Genomic DNA, 21451 nt, shown 5'->3' with positions numbered 1-21451 from the left:
CCTATCCCCTTTACATTTCAAATGACTTCTATACGTTCCATTGCAAGTGAATATACATTTTCATATCCTGCTGTACTTAGCTTTTGTTGTAATCGATCCGTATCCTCTTTCAAAGCGTGCACTAGCACCGTATGTTCTGGTAATAATGTATTTAACATCTCTTTAACGTCTCTTATACTTTGGTGAACTTTATACGCAACTCGATTCACCCTACATGTATTCCTTACATGCTCTTTCATAACTTTTTCTGCAAAACTCCCTTTCGCAATATGCCCAGTAAAAATAACGGCATTCCGTTTTTCATTCCGAAGTTGTTCATAATATAACTGCGCTCGTTTCGTTTGCATATTCGCATCACTCATTACAACTATTCCGTAACTATTTTGCATACTAATATCATTATCCATCACTATTATGTTTCTTTTTAAACTCTCCATAACCCATTTAAGTTCTTCATTATTTTTTATCCAATCTTTATATACGAACATCTCTTCAAATCCAGCCAAAATTTCTTTATCTACTATAAGCGGAAATTCTTTATATCGTTCATATAAATACAATACTATATCTTGTGCCCTACCAAGTTGTGGCAGCGGTAATAATGCTATTCCTTTATTTTGCATAACTCGTTCAATTTCTGCACATAGATTGTCTAATCTTTCATTTTGCGAAACATCCTCTGTGTGATAAGCGGCATCTACAATTGCAACTTTTATATTGTGGCCCAATTTCTCAGGTAAATTAGCTCGTAGTATATTAGACTCTGCTGAATAGTCGCCTGAATAAAATACGTATGTATTACACATATCAACTAAAAACCAAACAGCTCCTAATACATGCCCACTATATCCCCATTGAAACCGCAATGTAGGAGTAATTTGTACCCATTCATTTGGATTGCTAATCTCATCAATACATACATAATTTAAATCTTTTATGTGTTGGTCGCTATAAGGTAAATTCCACCCTTGCATCACATTATAGTTTCTCCATTTTTCATAATATAACGGCAGTTGCTCCTTCGTATAACGAGTCGTCCAAATTTTTTTCTTATATCCATACTTCGCTAATAAAGGTAAACCCATCGTATGATCTTCATGAATATGTGATAAAAATACCGCATCTAAAAATGGAGCAGCTTCTCTCTCTATTTTTGGATAACCATCCTCATAAGATCGATTAATACCACAATCAAATACTATTTTCGTCTCTTTATTTTTTACAAAATAGCAGGAGCGACCGTACTCTCCTGCTCCTCCCCATACTTCTACCCTCATCATACTACCCCTTTTCGCTTTTGCTCCATATGTTGTAGCAGTAATAAGCATATTGTTGTAAGTCCAACAGAAACAACGGCCATCGCCATGCCTATAGATACTTCACCCTGTTCAAATTGAGCAAAAATAAACGTTGCTGACGTTTCTACTGATGGAGGTAATACGAGAAGCGATGCTACTAACTCTCTTATCGAAATTGTAAATGTCATCGCCCATCCAGCAAGAATGCCTGGGATAATAAGAGGCAATATTATTTTTCTAAAAATATAAATATAATTTCCAGAAAAAACACTTCCTGCCTGCATGAGAGAATCATCAATTTGTCCGAGTGATGATTTTACATATTGCACCGTGTAAGGTAAAAACAGCACAACATACGTTACGATAACCATGACTGGTGTATTGTAAATTGACATAGGCATATATGGTGAATTCCAAAATAGAATAAGACCTACAACCATAACGATTCCTGGTACCATATTCGGTAACATACCGCACATATCAAGCCATTTTTCAGAGGTTTTTTTCCCCTTTCGAATCATAAGTGCCAAAAAGACTCCAATCATTACCGCAATAATCGCTGTTACGAGTGAAAAAAGAAAACTATTCCATAAAGCCTCTAATCCCGGAGACCCCATTGTAAACAATGCTTCATAATGACTTGTTGTAAAGTTATTTACATGTAAACCGCCGCCTCTTAATTTTGAAAAAGAAGCAATAAGTATAGAAAAGTATGGAATTCCAATTGATACGATTAATAAACCAATTACATACATCCATGCTACAACGCGCGTAAATATAGACAAAGTATATCTTTTAGATTTCACACCTTTTCCACTAACTATTGCATATGAATACTTTCGATTCAATACATTTTGCATATACCAAATGAGCATACAAGCACTAAGTAATAAAGAAGATAATGCTGTTGCACTACTAAAATCAATTGGCCAACTCGAAATAAATTTATGGATTTCTGATGTTAACACGTGGAATCCTATTCTACGTCCGAATGTAGCCGGTGTTCCAAATTCAGCAATCGTCTTTACGAAAATGAGTAAAGCACCCATTACATAACTTGATACTAATAACGGCAATATTATTTTTCTTAAACGATAGAAAAAACTTCCGCCATGAACTGCTGCAGCTTCTTCTTTACTACTCCCAATCTGAAGTAACGTATTTTTCAGCATGAAATAAAGGAATGGGAATAAATGCAGACTCATAATTAATACCATACCTCCTAAACTAAAAAACGATGATGAAACTGTCTTTAGCATCGGGAAAAATTGTTCAAAATAGCCGTTAGGTTGCATGAACAAAATCCAGCCCATCGATCCAATATACGGCGGTGTCATAAATGGAATCATAAAAACAATATCTAACTTACTATACTTTCCTACATCTGTTTTGCTCATAATAAATGCCAATGGAAATGCAAATATTGTAGCACCTATTACAACGAGTACACCTAGAAGCATCGAATTTAGAAAAATCCCCGCTAATCCACCACTCTGCATCACTTCAAAAGGCTTTAAAAAGTTCCAACTACTATTTTCATATACACTAGAAAATAAAATAAGAAAAAGTGGAATGACGATTAACATCGCCACAAGTAATAACGCTACCGTCATTCCAACTTGTCTTACTGATACGAATCGATTTACCATGGAATCACCATCTTATTGAAATACTTTCTTAAATTGTTTTCCTATTTCATCTTGCTCTTTCTCAACTGTTTTCCAATCAATATTTAATACTGGAATCTCTTCTACATTTGGTCTATTTTCAGCTTTTATATCTGTTCTACCAGGCAATAAATACGCTTTAGAAACTTGTTTTTGTACATCATCGGATAATAAATAATCAATAAACTCTTTTGCACCTTCAACATTTTTACTATCCTTCATAATCCCAGCTGCACGTGGGCTAATAACTGTTCCGCTTTTTGGATATACAATATCAACAGGTTCACCCTTTGCTTTTGCGCTATACGTCATATAATCAACACCCGCAATGACCATATCTTTCGCACCTGTTACAACTGGGTCTAACGCTTCCTGATTTGCTCCTGCTACTGTAACTTCATTTTTCTTAAGCTGCTCAAATAAATTCCATCCATCTTGTCCATTCTTTTTCACGTATCCTGTTACAAAGTCTAAAGCTGAACCTGAAAGTGCTGGATCTGGAAGATTCACTTTCCCTTTCCATTCTCCTTTCGTTATATCGCTCCAATCTTCAGGCGCTGTCTTCACATTTTTTGTATTGTACACAATCCCTAATGCTGAAGCACTATACCCGAAATAATGTCCTTTATCATCTGACCATTCAGAACGCAGCTTATCAGCTTGTTTCGCTTCTTTATAAGCTAACGTTTGACCCTCTTTCTTTAATCCTTCCATCGCTGGTAATGATGCAAGTACGACTACATCAACGACTGGATTTTTCTTTTCAGCTTCCATTCTCGCTAAAATTTTACCAGTTGTCCCTTGAAACATTTCCACCTTTATACCAGTTTTCTTTTCAAAGTCTTTTTGAATTTTTTCTGCTAACCCTTTTGGTCCTGCACTATATACAACAATTTTCTTTTCATTCGTATTTTTACTTTTTGCATCTGCATTACCTGTCTTTGAACTACACCCTGTTACTACAGCCGAAAATAATAAAGTACATACAAATAAAGACTTAAGCGAACTGAATTTCTTCATACGATTCTCCCCCTATATGATGAATACATTTTTTTGGCACATATAACGATACTGGTTTACCGATGCTTAGCTTACTATTGTGATAGGCTGTCCAGATGCCTAAAGTCCCCATATTTACTTTCACTTCATAACGTTCTCCTACATATGTAACGTGCTGAATTTCACCTGTATACATTTCGCACACATCATTTTTTGTCCAACTCACATGCTCTGGACGAATCATTTTTTCACCCTCTACAAGCCAATTCGCCTTACCAACAAATTTGGCAACAAATTCATGAGACGGTTTCACATAAATATCTTCCGGTGTTCCTTTTTGTAATATTTCTCCTTGTTTCATGACAATAATTTGGTCTGACATTGACATTGCTTCTATTTGATCGTGAGTGACATACAGTGCAGTTAAACCAATGGAATGAACGATATCCATAAGCTCTATTCTCATTTCTTCTCGCAAAATTGCATCGAGTGCACTTAGCGGTTCATCAAACAAAATAAAGTGAGGTTTTGTTACAATTGCTCTAGCGAATGCGACACGTTGTTGCTGTCCACCAGAAAGTTCGTGTGGATACCGTTTCTCCATACCTTGCAGGCGAACTCGCTTTATCGCATCTTCTACTTTTTCTCGTAAATGATTCGTTTGCTTTGTAGCCCTTAAACCAAATGCAACATTTTCAAAAACAGTCATGTGCGGCCATAAAGCAAAATCTTGAAATACCATACCGATATTCCGTTCATGAGGAGATGTCTTTATCTTTTTTGTAGCAGAATACATGCACTGGTCTCCAAAATATATTTCTCCTTTATCCGGTTCTTCAAGTCCTGCTATCATTCTAAGCAAAGTCGTTTTCCCACACCCCGAAGGTCCTAAAAGTGTAGTGAATTCCCCTTGTTTCATTACAATCTGCAACGGCTTTAACGCCTGTATTTTTCCAAATGTCTTTTCTAATCCACTAATTGTAATATCCATTGCTTCACCTCTCTCCCCTCATTCTTAACCTGCTTTCATTCTATATGGAAGATTTATACTCAATGTTAATGTACTGTAAAGATTAAATTAAAAAACTTCTAATAAACTATTTATTTCTATAGATTTTTTCTATAGTTAAAATAAAAAAGGCGGCAATTCATAATGAATCTCTTAAAATTAGAAATTGTAGTACTTATTAAGAAATACAAAAAGCTTACAATCGTTGCAGAAAAACTTGGCGTTAAACAACCAACTATTACATTTCATATAAAAAGCTTAGAAGAAGAACTCGGTGTGTCTTTATTTGAATTACGTTCTGGAAGGTATTTCTTAACAGAGGCTGGTGAGGCTTTGCACCATTATGCTTGTAAAATAGATGCGCTTATGAAAGAAGCTAGACGTGTCACGCAAGAGTTTAAAGATTTTCATAAAGGTGCTATAACAATCGGCGCTAGTTATGTACCAGCGACTTATCTTTTGCCAGAAGTCGTTCATCAATTTCAATGCGAATTTCCCAATATAAAAATAACGCTACTAGTGAAAACAGCCCCTGAAATTCGAATGATGCTACAAAATCACGAAATCGATCTTGGGATAATTTCCGCTGCTCCATTTGATGAACCACTTTTAAAACAAACGAATATAATGCCCGATACACTTGTTCTTGCCTTTTCCAAAGAACATCATTTTTCAAAGAAAGACAATGTATCGTTACAAAATATCGAAAAGGAACGCATACTATTGCATCGTAATCCATCTACAACGAGAGATTTACTTACACAATGGACGTTGGCGCACAACATTACATTCCAATCTGAAATTGAATTAGACTCATTAGAAACGATGAAACAAATTTTAAAATATGGTAATGGAATTGCCTTTATTTCTAAACTTGCTATCGAGCAAGAAATACAACGAAATGAGCTATGCTATATACCAATCCCTGAATTTGAATTTCAGCGTAATATTTATACGATTCATCATGAGGACAGATGGAATTCTAAAATCATTTCTTTTTTACTACAAAGCATCACTTCATTTACAACAAAAAATTAAAAGGCTGTCGTTATGCACGACAGCCTTTTAAACTATAAATCTATTTATTTTTCTTTGCCTCAATTTTTGCTTGCGCCTCTTCAGCCTTATCTAATGCTTCTGATACTTTCTTCTCTTTTTCTTTCACTTCATCTATACTATCGACAGCTTTAATAAGTTTATCGATTCCTTCTTCTTCTACCTTTCTACGCTTTGCCACTCTTTCATTTACTTTCTCTTCCACATCTTTTGCTTTTTGAAGCATATTCTCTGCATTTGATGTTACAGCTTTTTCAAGTTCATCATCTTTTTTCTTTTGTAACACTTCATTTGCAATGTCTTTCGCTTCTAAATACTTACCGTCTTTTAATGCTGTTGCTCCGTGATCCATTCTCTCAGCAACTTCTTTATATGATTTCGCTTCATTTCCTGATTTCTCTTTTTCTGCTTTTTCGAACCACATTGTTGCATCACTATACTTTTCATCTTTCAATGATTGCATACCTGTTTCAATATATGTGTCATAATTGCTACATCCAGCCATTACGACTAATAGAAAAAGCATAACAAAACTTAATTTTTTCATGCTGTTGTCTCCTTTTCTTTGCCTGCTCACTATACTGTAACATACATGAAAAAGAGTTTCAAAAACTAAAATACTAATTCGGTCATTTTTATTTTATTAAGTCAAATTGCCTTTTAGACAGACACATCCACTTGCTTTTTCATTACATGCTTCTTTATTCCTACTAATACAACTAACAATAAACCTCCGCCTAATGTCATCATAACAATGCTAGTTGGCAACATATCTAATAATAATCCATACACAATCATACCGAGCGGTGCGATTGCAGTAGAAATTGTTTCAAGTAAGCCGAAAACGCGTCCTAAATAACTTGGATCTGTCGTCTTTTGCAAATGTACTTGCATCGGGATATTTACAACCATCATTGATATACCAGTTAACATCATAAAAGCGATATAGTAAATAAAACTTGCTACTTTCGGGATGGTGACTACTAATGGAAACACTGTACATAAACTCAAGCCCGCAAATAAAAGCAACCCAATATAAACAGAACGAAACGGATTATTCACTTCTTTACGTACTGATAACGCAATTGCACCAATTAACATCCCAACTGCTAACATTCCCTCTACAACACCGAGTTGCTTCGAAGATAGATGCAAATTTTGAACAATAATATATGGAAGTGAAACGAAAAGTGCACTCGCAAAAAAGTTTACCCCTACTGCAATTTTCATTAAACCATATATTTCATGCTGTCTTTTTACATATGAAAACCCTTCTTTTATACTCGTCAAGAAATGCTCTTTACTTTCAGCCATTTCTTTTTTGTATAAATCAAATACGATAAATAATTGCACAACAACCGCTAAAAAGAATGTAATGCTATTTAACAAAAAGAACGACTGAATTGAAAAGAAACCAAATACAACTCCGCCAATAATCGGCCCTAAAATATTTGATAAAGAAGCTGCCGTCTGGTTCAAAGCACTCGCTTTTTGAATACGTCCTTCATCTACTAAACTTGGAATAGATGAAGTTAATGAAACAGAGTAAAAACTCGCACAAATTGATAATAATGCTGCTGAAACATAAATAAACAGAAGTGATGGCCCAAAAGTAGTTGCAAGGATAAACATAATAAACATTGTTAAACTACTTAACAAATCGGTACCGATGACAAGCCATTTTCGATTGACGCGGTCAGCTACAGCACCAGCAATTGGTCCACAGATTAGCCTTGGAATCGATCCACAAATAAGCGTAGTTGCAAACCCCATTCCTGAACCCGTTGTCTTTAATACGTATAATCCCATTGCAAACGTATAAATACCGGCTCCTAGCAAAGACGTCATTTTCCCAATCATCATTAAAATAATATTTCTCGTTGCAATCTTCATTCTTGAATCATGTTGTCCTATACTTATATCCCCCATTTTTGACACTCTCCCCTTAAAAGTTAAATTGTGTTAAACTTATTATATAATTAACTTTCCAATTTTTACAACAAAAAGTTTAATGACATTTAACTTTCTAACTATAAAGGAGCAATTATATGGCTACTCTCGGTGAAAAAATTAAAACGTTACGAAAAGAAAAAAAGCTTACTCAAACTGATCTAGCAGGTTCAGAACTCACAAAAAGTATGCTAAGTCAAATTGAAAATGGAAAAGCTACACCTTCTATGAAAACACTACAATATATCGCTGACAAACTTGAATGTGAAACGAGTTTTTTATTAGAAGAAGATGATGTAGAAATTGTAGAACTCATTCAACAAACGGAGAAACTAATAAAAGCAAACAAGTACGATGAAGTATATGAGGTTTTACTACCGATCGTTCAAAAAGAGCTACCTCCCACTTTGAATACTGCTCGTTTATATAAACAGTTTGTAACAGCTGCGGCTAAAATGAAAGATTACAATATTGAATATTACGTTGAAAAGGCTACTTCTATTTTTGAGAAATATACGTTATACCGGGATAGTACGGAAACAAAATTAAAATTATCCTTTACGATATTCACACGTAAAAAATATGCTGAATGTTTACAACTTATAGCTAGTATCCGAAATGACTATGAAGAGAAACATTTAGAAATGGATCTCATTATACATATCGAATTATATTTATATGAAGCAATTATTTTTCTTGCATGTGGTGATTACGAACAATGTGAAAGTGTCATTTTAGATGCACTTGCATTTTCAAAAAAGCATCAAGTGTATTATAAAACAGATGAATTTTATCGTATTTTATCTTATCAAAAAGTAATCACGGCTGATAAAGAACAATATTTACATTACATAAAAAAATCAGAGCAATTCGCCATTTTTACAGAAGATAATTTCTCTGCGGCGGTTATTGATCTTTTAAAAGCTTTCTACTACAACACAATTGCTAATGAATATACAGTTGCATTAGAACATTTAGAACAATTTCGAGAAAAATTAAAAGATGAGCCAATTTTTCAAGATGATGGATCATATTATCTTGAAAAAGGAAAAGCTTTGTATGGTTTAAAACAATACGAAGAAGCTTTAAAAACATTGCAACGCGCTATCATACCAGATTATATAAACCATCCACTTGATCACGCACGACTTACAACAGCTGGGGCATATCGCGCTCTTTGTTATGTGAAACTTAATGATAAAAAAAGAGCTCTTGAAGAAGTAACAGAAGCATATGAAATCGTACAGTCCTATCCTGATTCCATCTTCACTTCATTTATTAAAGAAACATTACAAATAATACAAAAACTTTAAGAATGTCTCTAAATGGTATATTACTCCTCTTTTTTAGCAAAGATAATAATGATGGGAGGAATATAAATGAATATACAACGTGCAATAGAGCTTTCTGTGTCAGCAGAGCAAGCCAATGTCAGTTTTCAAGGCATGCCTGTTATGATTCAACACGTCGATGAAAGCAATGAAACCGCCCGCATATATGAAGTAAAAAACCCAGAACGCGAATTAACTGTTCCAGTTAATAGCTTAGAGGAAATATAAGAAATGCCACTTCTCTTTTGAAGTGGCATTTTTCTTCTTTCAGATTACTTACTATAAATTTCTTCAACCCTTTATTTTACATGAGCTGAAAAAATAAGAATTTTCTACTTCTTTTCTTTTTGTGACCTGCTAAAATACAAACTATGGATTAATTATTCGTACTATACATTAAGGAGGAAAAATAATGGCATCTACTTTAGAAAAAAACAAGCCTTATTATGCAGTTATATTCACTTCTAATTTATCAAATGATACAACAGACTATAATACCGTTGCCGAAGAAATGGAGAAACTTGCAAAGCAACAACCTGGATTTTTAGGTGTAGAAAGTGCAAGAGGTAATTCTGGACTCGGAATAACAATTTCTTATTGGGAATCACTTGATGCGATTGAAAATTGGAAGAAGAACACCTTACATAAAGAAGCGAAAAAAAGAGGTCGTGAGCAATGGTATGAAAACTTCCATCTGCGTATTTGCCTTGTTGAGAAAGAATTTAAGTTTCATAGAGGTACTTTATAACTATGAAGGAAAAATTAGCTCTCGTTATTGTTCATGAAATATATGGTGTGAACGACCATATGCATCACGTTACCAACCACTTTACTTCATCTCATATAGATGTATTCTGCCCTAATCTTCTACAATCACAACACGCATTTCATTATCGTGATGAAGAAAAAGCATATGAACATTTTGTAAATCATATTGGATTTGATGATGGAAAAAAGCAAATTGAAGAATTCATTTCTCATCTTTCTAGTAGTTATACACATATTGGACTTATCGGCTTTAGTGTTGGAGCTACCATCTCATGGCTATGTAGTAACGATCCGAAAATAAATTTTATTATCGGATGTTACGGTTCTCGTATACGCGACTATGTTCACATAAAGCCTACATGCGCTACATTACTTATATTCCCAGAAAAAGAATCTAGTTTTTCAGTATCCTCTTTCATTCAAACATTGCAGCAACAGAATAACCCTTTATTAGAAATAAAACAACTACACGGTGAACATGGATTTCTAAATCCGTACACTGAAAAATATAACGAGCACTCTACAAAACAAGCATATAATGTAATAGATTCATTTCTTGTAAAAAACACTCTTATAAAGGAGATGTAAATGACACTTACATTACTCTTACTTATTTTCATATTCATTGCCTTTTTCTCAGTGCTAACTATTATTTTCGTAACCGTAAAAAAGGGGGAGTTTTCCAAACGGCCCTACTTACAATCTATTATCGTTTGCATTTTATTTTTTACAAATTGGATTTTATATTTATCAACTTTTTATGCGTTACTTCCCGAAAAGATTAGTGAGTTCCTATTCCTACCCATTTGGTTTTTCCTTTGTATATTAGGTTTTATCACTTTCTGGCGCGAATGGAGAAACAATCGTGTGTTCTCCATATATATCGGTTTTCTTTCCTTTATTAGTTTTTTATTTGGGCTGTTTTTGTTAGTTCTTTCGGGGATGTAATAGAAGAAGGAAGAAAAGCCAACTTTCAACTTTTCTTCCTTCTATGTTTACCTTTAGTTTTCACTGTCACTGATTCACAAGGTGTATAATATATTTGAGGTGTCGCCTTATCAACAAACATCATAAACGTAACGAAACCGATAGTAAAGAAAATAAACAACGTTAACAAAATTGCTCCTATCGTTAAAAGTATCATAACACCACCCCTATATTTTTCATGTTATTACACTTTTCGCTATTATATGAGCGTAATCCTTTTTAGAAAAAGAAACGTAACAAAATAATCACAACCACTCCCGTTAATACTGTACCTAATAAACTACGAGTATATATCGCTACAAGAAATGTTGGAATTGCTGCAATAAGATAATCCCACTGCATCGTCTCGTGCATAAATAAAACTTGTGCTAAAAGTGCTGCTAATATTGCAATTGGTATGTAATTTAACCATTTTAAACCCCAGTCTGGAATTTGTAGTTTGCTAAATACGAGTAGAGGTAAAATACGTGGCACGAGTGTAACAGCTCCTGCTGCTAGTAAAAGTAATAATACATCTAATCTCATTTCCATTTTTCAATCACCACTCCAATCGTCGCAGCTAGTAATGTTGCGATAATAACCGCTATACTATCTGGCATAATTAAGTGTGAAACGTATGCAAGTATAATCGCTACAATTGCAACACTTAAATGAATTGCTAGCTTTGGTTTACTACTTATGAGCTGAAGTACAAATAATCCGATAAACATCGCTGGTAATGCATAATCCATCCCGTATGTATGTGGATCTGGTATCCACTCACCAAATAGCCCGCCAATGATAGTAGCAAGAATCCAGTTTAAATAAGCCGTTACATTTAGCCCAATCATCCATCTTTCGCCTAAATATCCTTTTTGCGCTGCATGCTGCACTGCGACGCCGAACGTTTCATCTGTAATTTGCGAACCAATAATGACGTTTTTTAATAGAGGTAGTTTCGTAAAGTACGGCGCGAGGGCAGCACTCATTAATAAATGACGTAAATTAACAAAAAACACAGTAAAAATAATTGCGGAAGCAGGAGCACCGGCTGCATACATACCAGCTAATATAAATTGGGCAGAACCTGCATAAATTAAAGTCGACATAAATGCAATTTCAATGATAGAAAAACCTGCTGTTTTTGCAATTACACCAGCTGCTATACCGATGCTCAAATAACCAAATACAGTTGGTAAACAATCTTTTACTCCTTGCTGAAATGTATCATCGCTCTGCAAAGCTACATGTGCCTGAGCTTTACTCATCTCTATCATCCTCCATTCCTTCTAAAGTTCGTTTTCCTGTTACGACATGAACTAAATCTATATTTTCACGCCATAACGTATCTAACTTATCAGCTCCAAATTCCTTTGTGATTTCTTCAACCATAATATCGTGCCGCACATACTCTGTAGCAACGAGAACTAGCGCTGGGTCATACGTTGTAACGGCCCATGAAGTGCTATCATTTGAGAAGTTCGCAATTAATACTTCCTCTCCATCACGAGCAATAACAGTTAAATGACCACCCATTCTCTTTTCAACAACGTGGGGCGTCATATAATTATGGTGAAATGTCGCTCCTATTTTTGTTTCTGGAGCTCCAAATAAGATTGAAAATATATGTACGCCTTCCTCTTCCTTTTGATGAATGTATGGTTCAATTTCATGCACTTGTTCTTCCCATACAGAAACCCATAACTCTTCCTTAGCTCTACTAATTATATTGCATATTTCTTTCAAAACACGATCATTTGAACGAATATGCGAAATTACATCTATTTGTCGCTCTTGTTCTAAACAATTTAATTTCTCATCTAAAAATTCAAAGGACTTTTCAAAGTCTTTTCGCATTCGATTCATTAATTCGGTAGCTGGTACTGGTACATATTTAACTGGTTCAGAAGGTACAATATGCACTGCTCCTTTATCCATTAACTTACCGAGTACCTCGTAAATCATAGAACGAGGTACTCCTGTTTGTTTACTCACTTCATAGCCTGTTACTGGGGAATGTTTTAGTAGTCCAATATACGCTTTACATTCATACTGGGAAAATCCTAACTTTTGTAATTCCTTTATAATTTTATCCATCGGTAACCCCTCACAATCTAAATCGCCCTTACTTCAAAACGACGATTTTGCTTCCCTTTACTTTTTACTTTATCAATAACAAGTGTTCCTATTTCACTCGTATTTTTCACATGTGTGCCTCCACAAGCTTGTTCGTCTAAATTTTCAATTGTAACAATGCGGATTTCTTGGATAGTAGTTGGCAGGAGATTTATTGCTGTTTTAATCATTCCTACAGCATTTTCTGCTTCTTCGCGGCTCATATAACGAGTGGAAATTTCTTTATTTTGCTTAATAAGTTTATTCACTTCCTCAACAATTTCTTCTACTTCCACGCTCGATAACTCTTGTAACTCATTAAAATCGATACGTGCTTTATCAGGATAAATTTGATTTCCGGTGCATAGAGCTCCATACTTTTCATAAACAACAGCTCCGATAAGATGCAGTAAAGAGTGATGACGCATTAAATTATGACGTCTTTCCCAATTTATCTCTAATTTAACTGGACCTAATTTTACTTGAGCTTCATCTTTTATATAGTGAACTATTTCTCCTTGCTCCTTCTTTACTTTTTCAACTTCAAATACAGACCCATCTTGTACAATGACACCCGTATCACATTCTTGCCCTCCACCAGTTGGATAAAAAACTGTTTCCTTTACAAATACTTTATTCCCTTCTACTTTTATCACTTCTGTTTCGCAACTCGTTTTGTATGCATCTTCTAAATATAATGCCGTTGTCATACTCTCACCTCTTTAGTAGTTATAGTTATACCTACTAATATAAAAAAGAAGCTCCACAAAGTCAATTGATAATTCTGAAATTTAAAATTAATAAAAGACCCCTTTATTAGGAGTCCACTATCTCAATATTTCATTTGCTTCTTTTTCATAAATTTTATCAAATGACGTCATAACGCGCTGTGATGCTTGAATCATCTTTTGATCTGTCATAAGATCGGCCATCTCTTTCGTCATATCTACATTTGAATTTTCTAGCATATGATTTTTTACTATTCCTGTTCCGTTCGGTAAATTAGCAATGTTTCCTTCTGCTAGTGTAAAGCTTTTATTTTCACGTTGCACGAGACGAGCATTCGTTTCTGCATCTACTGTTTTTGTTTGCAAACGAGCAATATTATTTTGTGTTATTTCATCATATAATGTACCATCTGCTTGTACAGCAACCTTTGCTCCTTCTGGAATACGAATACGCTCATTATTCTCTCCCATTACGAAAGCACCAGATGACGTTTGTAAATAACGATCACTATTTAATGTGAAACTACCATCTCTCGTTAAAAACGTTTCATCATTTTTAGAAGTAACGAAAAATGATGTTGTGCCGGCCGCACCGTCATCTAAAAAGAAATCTGTAGCGCTATTTGTCATTTGTATATTTCCTTGTACTAAATTCACATGCGTTGCAGCTGGTACTACAGCGTAATCGACCGAACCGATATTTGTTACCGCCCCATCTCCGCGGCGATATGTGTCTTGTACATCAAATACTTTAGACGTCATATTTTCTGCTTTAAATCCTGTCGTTTGAGCATTTGCAACGTTATTCGAATGAACATTAATGCGCTGCATGTAATTCATCATGCCCATAGAACCTATATAAAGACCGTTCATATTCGTTTGAATAAGGCAAGCGCCTTATTCTTCACCTCTTTTCTACGATGTTTGTAACATTTGTTTTGCTAAATGTTCAGCTGTAGCGATATGTATATTTTTCTTTATGTCTTGGCCGTCTGTCATTAATACAATAGGAGCTGATGATACTGCTGGAATTTTCAACAATTCGCCACTACTTGCTGTTTCATCAAATTTCGTAAACACAATACCATCTATATGAATATCTTTAAAGTTTGTAATAATTTCAATCATATCTTTACTTTTCATTGAAGCTGATAACGTTAAACAAATATAATCTGGTTCTACTTGTCCCATCGTTTCAATCATTTCTTCCACTGTTTCTGACGTACGATAATTTTTCCCTGCTGTATCAATTAAAATATAATCGACGCGTGCTTCTTCTTTAAAATACGTAAGCGCTCTTGTCATTGCAGCTTCATCACGTACAGCAATTACTTCCGATCCAATTGTCTTTACGTTATCTTGCAATTGCTGCACTGTCCCTATGCGCGAATGATCGGTCGTTATAAAACCAACTGTTTTGTTCTTACCGTGAAATTGCCATGCCATTTTCGCAAGTGTCGTCGTTTTACCAACGCCAGTTGGACCTATTAATGCAATTGTTTGTACTTCTTTTTCAAAGACGTTTTCCGTATTAAAATGAGATTTCATATCTTCCAATATGTACCTGATAACTTCTTCTTCCGTAATCATCGTTGCATTTTCAAACTTTATTTTTAACTTTTCAGCATATGCATGAATGAAATATTGTTCCACATCGTTTTGTTCTAGCATCCGAATTACTTTTTGAATAATAAACGGTACAGATTCTTGATTTTCTTTCTTTGGAGCTACTTCTTCTTTCTTTACTGGAACGACTTGTTTCACAACTTTTTTCTTTTTCGTTACTTTCGTTATTTCCGTTTCTTTCATCGGTTTCACAACGACGATTCCTTTTTCAAACAGCTTTAATAGTTTCTCTTTTTTTCTTGCCCATTCTTCACTATTTCCTGTTTGCATCGCCGCGTATGACATAGGAGTCGTTACGTTTTCTAAATTGTGCAGTACTGATTGAATTCCATTCGCCTTCACAATTTGTTCTGAAGGATCATTCACAACATCCATTAACTGTTCATGAAATTGAGCTGTACCTTCATTCACTTCTTCCTGTTTTTCTTCTGGAAAAGCAACTAACATTTCATAATCCTTTTTCCAAAAAAACGGTATATTTCGTTTTACACTTTCATCGACAACGTAATAATAATCTGTACCATATTGGTCAAATAACTTTCGATACAATTCATTTTTCGAAGCTGCTTTTATTCGCATTAACGCTTCTTTCTTTTCTGTACTTTCCATTACTTCACCCCCTACTATTCAATATAGGCAATTTGATCCACAACAATTTCTGGTGCTAATTCGCTAATACAAAGTACTTGTGCTTCCACTTGATAACGTTCTAGCAGTCTTACAATCGCAAATCTAAAATCTTTTCTACGTGTTAATAACACTGGTTCTCTTCCCATTAAACGTGCTTGTTTAAAGACGCGCTGCACTTGCTCAACGACACGTGTTTCTAAATCTAAATCCCAGTTTAATAAGTAACCTTGATATGAATTATTCACAACATCCGCATCTAACTCGATTGAATCAGAGAAGAGCGCTGCATATATTTTTCCGTCTGGATTTTTCGCATTTTCACAAATAACTTTTGAAATACATTCACGAACAAATGATGTCACACCGTCAACGTGGTTTTGATAAATTTCTTTGCCGTCAATAATACCTTCAATAATTGTTGGTAAATCACGAATAGAAATACCTTCTTTTAGAAGTTGTTTAATAACATTTTGAACGAGTGATAAATCAATTTCTTTTTTCTTAATCTCTTCTAATAGAACGCCATTATCATTTTCAAGCGAGTTAATTAAGTCTTTTACATGTTGACGCTGAATTAATTCGTGAAGATTACGTCTAACGACAACATCCAAATGTGTAATTAATATGCTAAGTGGCTCTAACACTTGATAGCCTTTCATTTGTGCATCTTGCACCATATGCTCTAAAATCCAATATCCATCTTCACCGAAAATTGGATCTTTCGCTGGCTCTGCATCTAAATCAGCCATTACGTTTGGCGTTTTCAGTGCTAATAAATAACCTGATTTTAAAACACCTTCAGCCGCCTTCGCACCTTTAATTCGAATAATGTAACGTCCGCGTGGTCTAAAGCTCGTATTATCTTTAAAGTTAATTCCAGGAACGTTAATACCAAGGTCAGTAATAATCGACTTCCGCATAAGAACAACTTTATCACGAGCTGTTTCCCCGTTAATTTTCTGCTTTACAAGTGCTGCTAAATCTAAACCGAGTTCTACTATAATTGGATATTTATCCGTAAATACTCCGAATGAATCTTCCACTTGTTGCAGTTGCTCATCTTCGCCTTGAATCATTTCTATTTCTTTTTGAAGCTCGTCTTCTTTTTCTTTCTTTATTCGATTTTTATTACGAATGCCTAAGAAGATAATTGTTCCACCAACGAGTGCGAATGGTAGAAACGGTAGCGGAGTAAAAATACCCATTGCGATAAATAAACCACCTAGTGCATATACAACGACTTCATGCGCTAATAACTCTTTAAAGATACCTTCTGTTACTGTATCCGGTGAACCGTCAAATACACGCGTTACGATAATACCTGTTGAAATCGCAAGCATTAACGAACCGATTTGGTTTACGATTCCGTCACCGACAGTTAACTGTGTATAATGAAGAGCCGCATCCGCAAAGCTCATCCCTTGCTGCATCATTCCGACAATTAAACCGAAAATAATGTTTACGAATAAAATGACAATCCCGAAAATAACATCCCCTTTAATGAACTTCCCGGCACCATCCATCGCTCCGTAAAACTCTGTTTCCATATTTAATTTTTTTCGTTTTGCTTGTGCATCTTTTTCTGAAATAATACGCTGGTTTAAATCAGCATCGATAGACATTTGTTTCCCTGGTAAAGAATCAAGTGTAAAACGAGCTGCTACTTCAGCTGTACGCGATGCACCGTTTGCAACGATAAACTGAAATATGATTAATACTGTAAAAATAACGATACCAATTAATAAGTTTCCGCCAATTACGAACTGACCGAACTCTTCAATAACATGTCCTGCATTTCCATCTGTCAAAATCGCTCGCGTCGTCGAAACGTTAATCGATACGCGGAAAATCCCGATTAATAACAACATCGTCGGAAATGACTTTAATTCATCCCACTCGTTAATACTTGTCGCTCGCATATAAATAAGCACTGACATACTTAGTAGAAAAACGATAATGATATCAAGTATAAATGGTGGAAGTGGAATTAAGAGCGCCACTACGAATGACGCTGCTAAAAAGATAGAAAAATAGGTTCTTGCAGAATCTATCTTAAACAAAGAGATCTCCTCCAAACGCGCTATTATACTTCAAGTTCATTCGTCTGAATTAAATAGCGCATAACTTCAATTACAGCTACATATAAATCTTCTGGAATCGCCATATCTTCCTCGACTTGATAATATAAAGAACGAGCAAGCGGACGGTTTTCCACCATTGGTATTTCTTGTTCACGGGCAAGCGTTCGTATATATAATGCGAGCTCATCTTCCCCTTTTGCAACGACAATTGGTGCTGCATCAACGTGTTTATTGTAACGAAGTACGACCGAAATATGAGTCGGGTTATTTACAATAAATGTTGCGCCATCCATCTTCTTCGCAATTGTTCCTTGCAAGATTGCATGCATAAAGTTTTTTCGTTTTCCTTTAACTTGCGGGTCCCCTTCATTATCTTTATGCTCTTGTTTCACTTCTTCTTTTTTCATCTTAATATCTTGCTCGTACTCCCATTTTTGATAAATGAAATCAATAATAGAAAGAACGATTAAAATAATTAAAATTGCTAAGAAAATAAATTTAATTTCCCTAATAATTTCAGTAAGTGATGCAGTCCAGTTAAATCCAATCATACTGACAATTTTCTCTAAATTCTTTTTAAAGAGAACGTAAGCGACGTAACCGATTAATCCCATATAAAATAGTGATTTCAAAATATCTACTAAACTTTTACGACTAAACAGTCTCGTAAAATAGTTTTTCGGATTAATACGTGACGCTTTCGGTTTAATGACTTTAGAAGAAAATAGGAAGCCAACTTGAATCATATAATTGAATAAATGAAAAGCGTATACGAGTATTAATATCGGAGCCGATACTTTCAGTAATAAAATCCCCATTAAATAAAAATACTCGGTTGAATCTGTATTTTTTCCAATTTGATCAAACAGCACCGCTACGGAATTTGCAATCTCATACCCTAGCCAATCTCCGAAGAAATAAACGACAACTGCTAATACGAGAATGGAAAATAAATTATTTAAATCTTTACTCCGGGCAATATTCCCTTCTTCACGCGATTTTTTACGCTTCTGCGGGGTGGCCTTTTCTGTTTTATTATCCTTTGCCATGCGCGTCCCCCTACTTCGTTAAGAAAAAGTTAAATAGTTTCGTATATTCTTCAAGTAATACATCCGTCATATTTTTAAACACATAACCGAGCATCGGTACACTCATCGCAATAAACAAAATACCACATGTAATTTTAATTACATATGCATTCATAAAAACGTTTAATTGCGGAGCGTTTTTTGCAATTAAAATTAGAACAAAGTTAATGATGAATAAACTTCCCATAAGCGGCAGAGCAATTTCAACCGCTGATGTGATCGCAAATAATAGCGTTGCGAGTAGACTATCTAAGAAACTAGTCGTCAACAATTTTGAAATCGCCTCTGTATATTGAAACGACTTTAAAATCGTGGCAACGAAATAATTAATGCCGCCAAGTGAAATAAAAATAATGAGAAAAAATATATCAAAAATGGTTGATAGTAAAGTAGACTGTGAGCCCGCATTTACATCAAACAAACTTGCTTGTGATAAACCGATATCAAAGTCTAAAATATGCCCAGCCATTTTCGGAATGTTCCACAGCATTTCTACAATTTTTGAAAGTGATAATCCAATTACAATTTGCGTTCCTGCATAAGCTGCAACGTCCCAAACTGTCTTGATGTGAGAGACATCCACTTGATCAGCCACTGTAATTGAAAGAGCAAGTCCAACTGTAACCTTCGCCATTGCTGGAATGGATCGACCTGAGAAAAACGGTAAAAAATATAAAAATGAAGTAATGCGGCAAAACGCAAAAAACGTCGCCGCCCATAATTCCATATTCATTTCAGTTCACCTATCTTAGTACGAACGCAATAGCGATGGGATTTTATCAAATAAATCTAAAATAAGCGTCGTTAACTCTTGAAACATCCACGGACCTAAAATGATAATAACGAGGACAATACTCGCCATTTTCGGTAAAAACGTCAGCGTTTGCTCTTGAATTTGCATCATCGCCATAATAACAGCGATGATAATAACGACAATCATACTTACGCCGGCAACCGGCATTAAAATCATAACCCCTTTATAAAAAAAGGTTTGAAAAATATCTATAATTGGTGACGTATTCATTTATATGACTCCTATCACATAGCATCAAACGCTTCAGGCGACCGTTTTAAACATAATGTCGACGATTTTTGTATATCCACCTAAATATACGAAAACGAGTATTTTAAACGGTAAACTTAAAATCATCGGCGGTACCATCATCATCCCGAGGTACATTAAAAGTGTACTAATAATCAAATCTATAAATACAAACGCTAAATAAATGAACATCCCTGTTAGTAAACCCTTTTGAATTTGCGTTAACGTAAAGGATGGTACGAGTGTAAATAAGGAAAGATCTTTCAAATCTTTCGGCAACTCTTCTCCGCGTACTTTCAGCATCATTTTCAAATCATGCTTATACGTATGCTTTGACATATATTCTTTCATAATAGGAGCTGTCGTCTCCGCAGCTTGACTTACCGTTATTTTCTCTTTCGTCATCGGATCCCACACATCGCTCTTCAGTTGCCCGAGTACAGGCTGCATCGTAAAGAGTGATAAAAATAATGCAAGTCCAACAAGCACTTGGTTTGGTGGTAAATTCATTACCCCAAGTCCTTGACGTGTAATCCCTAGAACGATCATAAAATAAGTAAAATGTGTAAATAATAGAACGATAGAAGAAGATAATGATAAAAGGGTAACGAGTGCAAATAGTTGTACACTTGAATTACTCGTAAACTCTTTTCCATTTTCGAAATTAATAAAACCGTTCGGGGCTGCATACGCTGGATTTACAAAAATAATTGAAAAAACGATAGAAAATACGAAAATAACGGCTAATAATGATAACTGTTTCTTTATTCTCATGATGGATCCTCTACTTTTTTCGTTTCACTCTTCACCGCGTCTTCTAGTGCTTGTTGAAACTGATTTCCTGTTCCGGTTAATTGCACAGACTGCACACCGTTATTACTAATAACAGTGAACACTTGCTTTCCGTCCACTTCAAATAAAAAGGCACTCGTTTGATGATTTAAATACACGCCGTCTTTTACTTGAATATGGCCATTTTCACCCTGCTTAAAAAACTGCTGTTTGCGCGTCTTTTTCGTCATATAATATGCACCGTAACCGAGCGCACCAAACAGTAAAACGACTTGAAATAAGGTCGTCATATACGACATATGACT

The 21451-nt window shown here is 35.0% G+C and carries 25 protein-coding genes; 6 read left to right on the top strand and 19 right to left on the bottom strand.

What is annotated here, in order from left to right; translation table 11 throughout:
• Positions 1-17: 17 nt before the first annotated feature.
• From ACTFN4_RS09420 to ACTFN4_RS09405, 4 genes are read right to left on the bottom strand one after another with little or no spacing between them, the layout of a single operon-like run.
• Complete coding sequence (locus tag ACTFN4_RS09420) at positions 18-1280, bottom strand: MBL fold metallo-hydrolase (RefSeq protein ID WP_033689189.1); 1263 nt, start codon at positions 1278-1280, stop codon at positions 18-20.
• The gene (locus tag ACTFN4_RS09415; RefSeq protein ID WP_000248165.1) at positions 1277-2947 is read right to left on the bottom strand and encodes an ABC transporter permease; all 1671 of its coding nucleotides are present in this window, start codon (positions 2945-2947) and stop codon (positions 1277-1279) included. Before ACTFN4_RS09415 ends, ACTFN4_RS09420 begins: the two co-directional genes overlap by 4 nt.
• A gap of 12 nt (positions 2948-2959) precedes the next feature.
• Positions 2960-3985 carry an ABC transporter substrate-binding protein gene (locus ACTFN4_RS09410; protein ID WP_000714684.1) on the bottom strand — a complete coding sequence of 342 codons (1026 nt, stop codon included), beginning with the start codon at positions 3983-3985 and terminating at the stop codon, positions 2960-2962.
• The gene (locus tag ACTFN4_RS09405; protein ID WP_439962233.1) at positions 3963-4955 is read right to left on the bottom strand and encodes an ABC transporter ATP-binding protein; all 993 of its coding nucleotides are present in this window, start codon (positions 4953-4955) and stop codon (positions 3963-3965) included. Before ACTFN4_RS09405 ends, ACTFN4_RS09410 begins: the two co-directional genes overlap by 23 nt.
• Before the next feature lie 162 nt (positions 4956-5117).
• Between ACTFN4_RS09405 and ACTFN4_RS09400 the strand changes: the two genes are divergently transcribed.
• On the top strand, positions 5118-6011 hold the full coding sequence (locus tag ACTFN4_RS09400) for a LysR family transcriptional regulator (protein WP_001050612.1): 894 nt from the start codon (positions 5118-5120) through the stop codon (positions 6009-6011).
• A gap of 40 nt (positions 6012-6051) precedes the next feature.
• On the opposite strand, the gene ACTFN4_RS09395 is transcribed toward ACTFN4_RS09400, so the two are convergent.
• Together ACTFN4_RS09395 and ACTFN4_RS09390 are read right to left on the bottom strand one after the other, a co-directional pair.
• Positions 6052-6576 carry a DUF4398 domain-containing protein gene (locus tag ACTFN4_RS09395; RefSeq protein ID WP_000736443.1) on the bottom strand — a complete coding sequence of 175 codons (525 nt, stop codon included), beginning with the start codon at positions 6574-6576 and terminating at the stop codon, positions 6052-6054.
• 113 nt (positions 6577-6689) lie between these two features.
• Entirely contained in the window at positions 6690-7958 is a 1269-nt protein-coding gene (locus ACTFN4_RS09390) for an MFS transporter (RefSeq protein WP_033696027.1), read from the bottom strand.
• Positions 7959-8077: 119 nt separating this feature from the next.
• Between ACTFN4_RS09390 and ACTFN4_RS09385 the strand changes: the two genes are divergently transcribed.
• From ACTFN4_RS09385 to ACTFN4_RS09365, 5 genes are all read left to right on the top strand, one after another.
• Entirely contained in the window at positions 8078-9292 is a 1215-nt protein-coding gene (locus ACTFN4_RS09385) for a helix-turn-helix domain-containing protein (protein WP_439962232.1), read from the top strand.
• A 66-nt stretch (positions 9293-9358) separates the two neighbouring features.
• On the top strand, positions 9359-9538 hold the full coding sequence (locus ACTFN4_RS09380; RefSeq protein ID WP_001025733.1) for an H-type small acid-soluble spore protein: 180 nt from the start codon (positions 9359-9361) through the stop codon (positions 9536-9538).
• Between the two features lie 184 nt (positions 9539-9722).
• The gene (locus tag ACTFN4_RS09375; protein ID WP_000168851.1) at positions 9723-10058 is read left to right on the top strand and encodes an antibiotic biosynthesis monooxygenase family protein; all 336 of its coding nucleotides are present in this window, start codon (positions 9723-9725) and stop codon (positions 10056-10058) included.
• 2 nt (positions 10059-10060) lie between these two features.
• Positions 10061-10666, top strand: a complete 606-nt coding sequence (locus ACTFN4_RS09370) for a dienelactone hydrolase family protein (RefSeq protein ID WP_439962231.1) — start codon at positions 10061-10063, stop codon at positions 10664-10666.
• A complete protein-coding gene (locus tag ACTFN4_RS09365; RefSeq protein WP_439962230.1) occupies positions 10667-11026 on the top strand; it encodes a hypothetical protein in 360 nt (119 codons plus the stop codon).
• A 25-nt stretch (positions 11027-11051) separates the two neighbouring features.
• Here the strand turns inward: ACTFN4_RS09365 and ACTFN4_RS09360 are convergent, their stop codons facing one another.
• The 13 genes from ACTFN4_RS09360 to ACTFN4_RS09300 form a co-directional block, all read right to left on the bottom strand.
• Positions 11052-11222: a DUF3951 domain-containing protein gene (locus ACTFN4_RS09360; RefSeq protein WP_000602246.1), complete on the bottom strand. Its 171-nt coding sequence runs from the start codon at positions 11220-11222 to the stop codon at positions 11052-11054.
• A gap of 62 nt (positions 11223-11284) precedes the next feature.
• Entirely contained in the window at positions 11285-11596 is a 312-nt protein-coding gene (locus ACTFN4_RS09355; RefSeq protein ID WP_000425944.1) for an AzlD domain-containing protein, read from the bottom strand.
• Positions 11587-12312: an AzlC family ABC transporter permease gene (locus ACTFN4_RS09350; protein WP_000030490.1), complete on the bottom strand. Its 726-nt coding sequence runs from the start codon at positions 12310-12312 to the stop codon at positions 11587-11589. Before ACTFN4_RS09350 ends, ACTFN4_RS09355 begins: the two co-directional genes overlap by 10 nt.
• Positions 12305-13141 (bottom strand): TrmB family transcriptional regulator, encoded by an 837-nt coding sequence (locus ACTFN4_RS09345; protein WP_000357819.1) that lies wholly within the window; start codon positions 13139-13141, stop codon positions 12305-12307. The genes ACTFN4_RS09350 and ACTFN4_RS09345 overlap by 8 nt, the downstream gene beginning before the upstream one ends.
• 17 nt (positions 13142-13158) lie before the next feature.
• Positions 13159-13869 (bottom strand): alanyl-tRNA editing protein, encoded by a 711-nt coding sequence (locus tag ACTFN4_RS09340; protein ID WP_000205380.1) that lies wholly within the window; start codon positions 13867-13869, stop codon positions 13159-13161.
• A gap of 117 nt (positions 13870-13986) precedes the next feature.
• A complete protein-coding gene (locus ACTFN4_RS09335; protein ID WP_078994761.1) occupies positions 13987-14760 on the bottom strand; it encodes a flagellar basal-body rod protein FlgG in 774 nt (257 codons plus the stop codon).
• Between the two features lie 42 nt (positions 14761-14802).
• Positions 14803-16122, bottom strand: a complete 1320-nt coding sequence (flhF, locus tag ACTFN4_RS09330) for a flagellar biosynthesis protein FlhF (protein WP_326036115.1) — start codon at positions 16120-16122, stop codon at positions 14803-14805.
• Positions 16123-16136: 14 nt separating this feature from the next.
• Complete coding sequence (flhA, locus tag ACTFN4_RS09325) at positions 16137-18203, bottom strand: flagellar biosynthesis protein FlhA (RefSeq protein ID WP_000472534.1); 2067 nt, start codon at positions 18201-18203, stop codon at positions 16137-16139.
• A 23-nt stretch (positions 18204-18226) separates the two neighbouring features.
• A complete protein-coding gene (gene flhB, locus ACTFN4_RS09320) occupies positions 18227-19273 on the bottom strand; it encodes a flagellar type III secretion system protein FlhB (protein WP_001040112.1) in 1047 nt (348 codons plus the stop codon).
• A 10-nt stretch (positions 19274-19283) separates the two neighbouring features.
• Positions 19284-20045: a flagellar biosynthetic protein FliR gene (locus ACTFN4_RS09315; protein ID WP_001055718.1), complete on the bottom strand. Its 762-nt coding sequence runs from the start codon at positions 20043-20045 to the stop codon at positions 19284-19286.
• A 15-nt stretch (positions 20046-20060) separates the two neighbouring features.
• Positions 20061-20336 (bottom strand): flagellar biosynthetic protein FliQ, encoded by a 276-nt coding sequence (locus ACTFN4_RS09310; protein ID WP_001098085.1) that lies wholly within the window; start codon positions 20334-20336, stop codon positions 20061-20063.
• Positions 20337-20369: 33 nt separating this feature from the next.
• Positions 20370-21128 (bottom strand): flagellar type III secretion system pore protein FliP, encoded by a 759-nt coding sequence (locus tag ACTFN4_RS09305; RefSeq protein ID WP_001220582.1) that lies wholly within the window; start codon positions 21126-21128, stop codon positions 20370-20372.
• Positions 21125-21445 (bottom strand): hypothetical protein, encoded by a 321-nt coding sequence (locus ACTFN4_RS09300; RefSeq protein WP_000121176.1) that lies wholly within the window; start codon positions 21443-21445, stop codon positions 21125-21127. The genes ACTFN4_RS09305 and ACTFN4_RS09300 overlap by 4 nt, the downstream gene beginning before the upstream one ends.
• Positions 21446-21451 lie beyond the last annotated feature (6 nt).

The organism is Bacillus cereus group sp. MYBK95-2 (genome assembly GCF_051915225.1).
Taxonomy (GTDB): domain Bacteria; phylum Bacillota; class Bacilli; order Bacillales; family Bacillaceae_G; genus Bacillus_A; species Bacillus_A cereus.
This window is presented reverse-complemented; position numbering and strand designations above follow the sequence as displayed.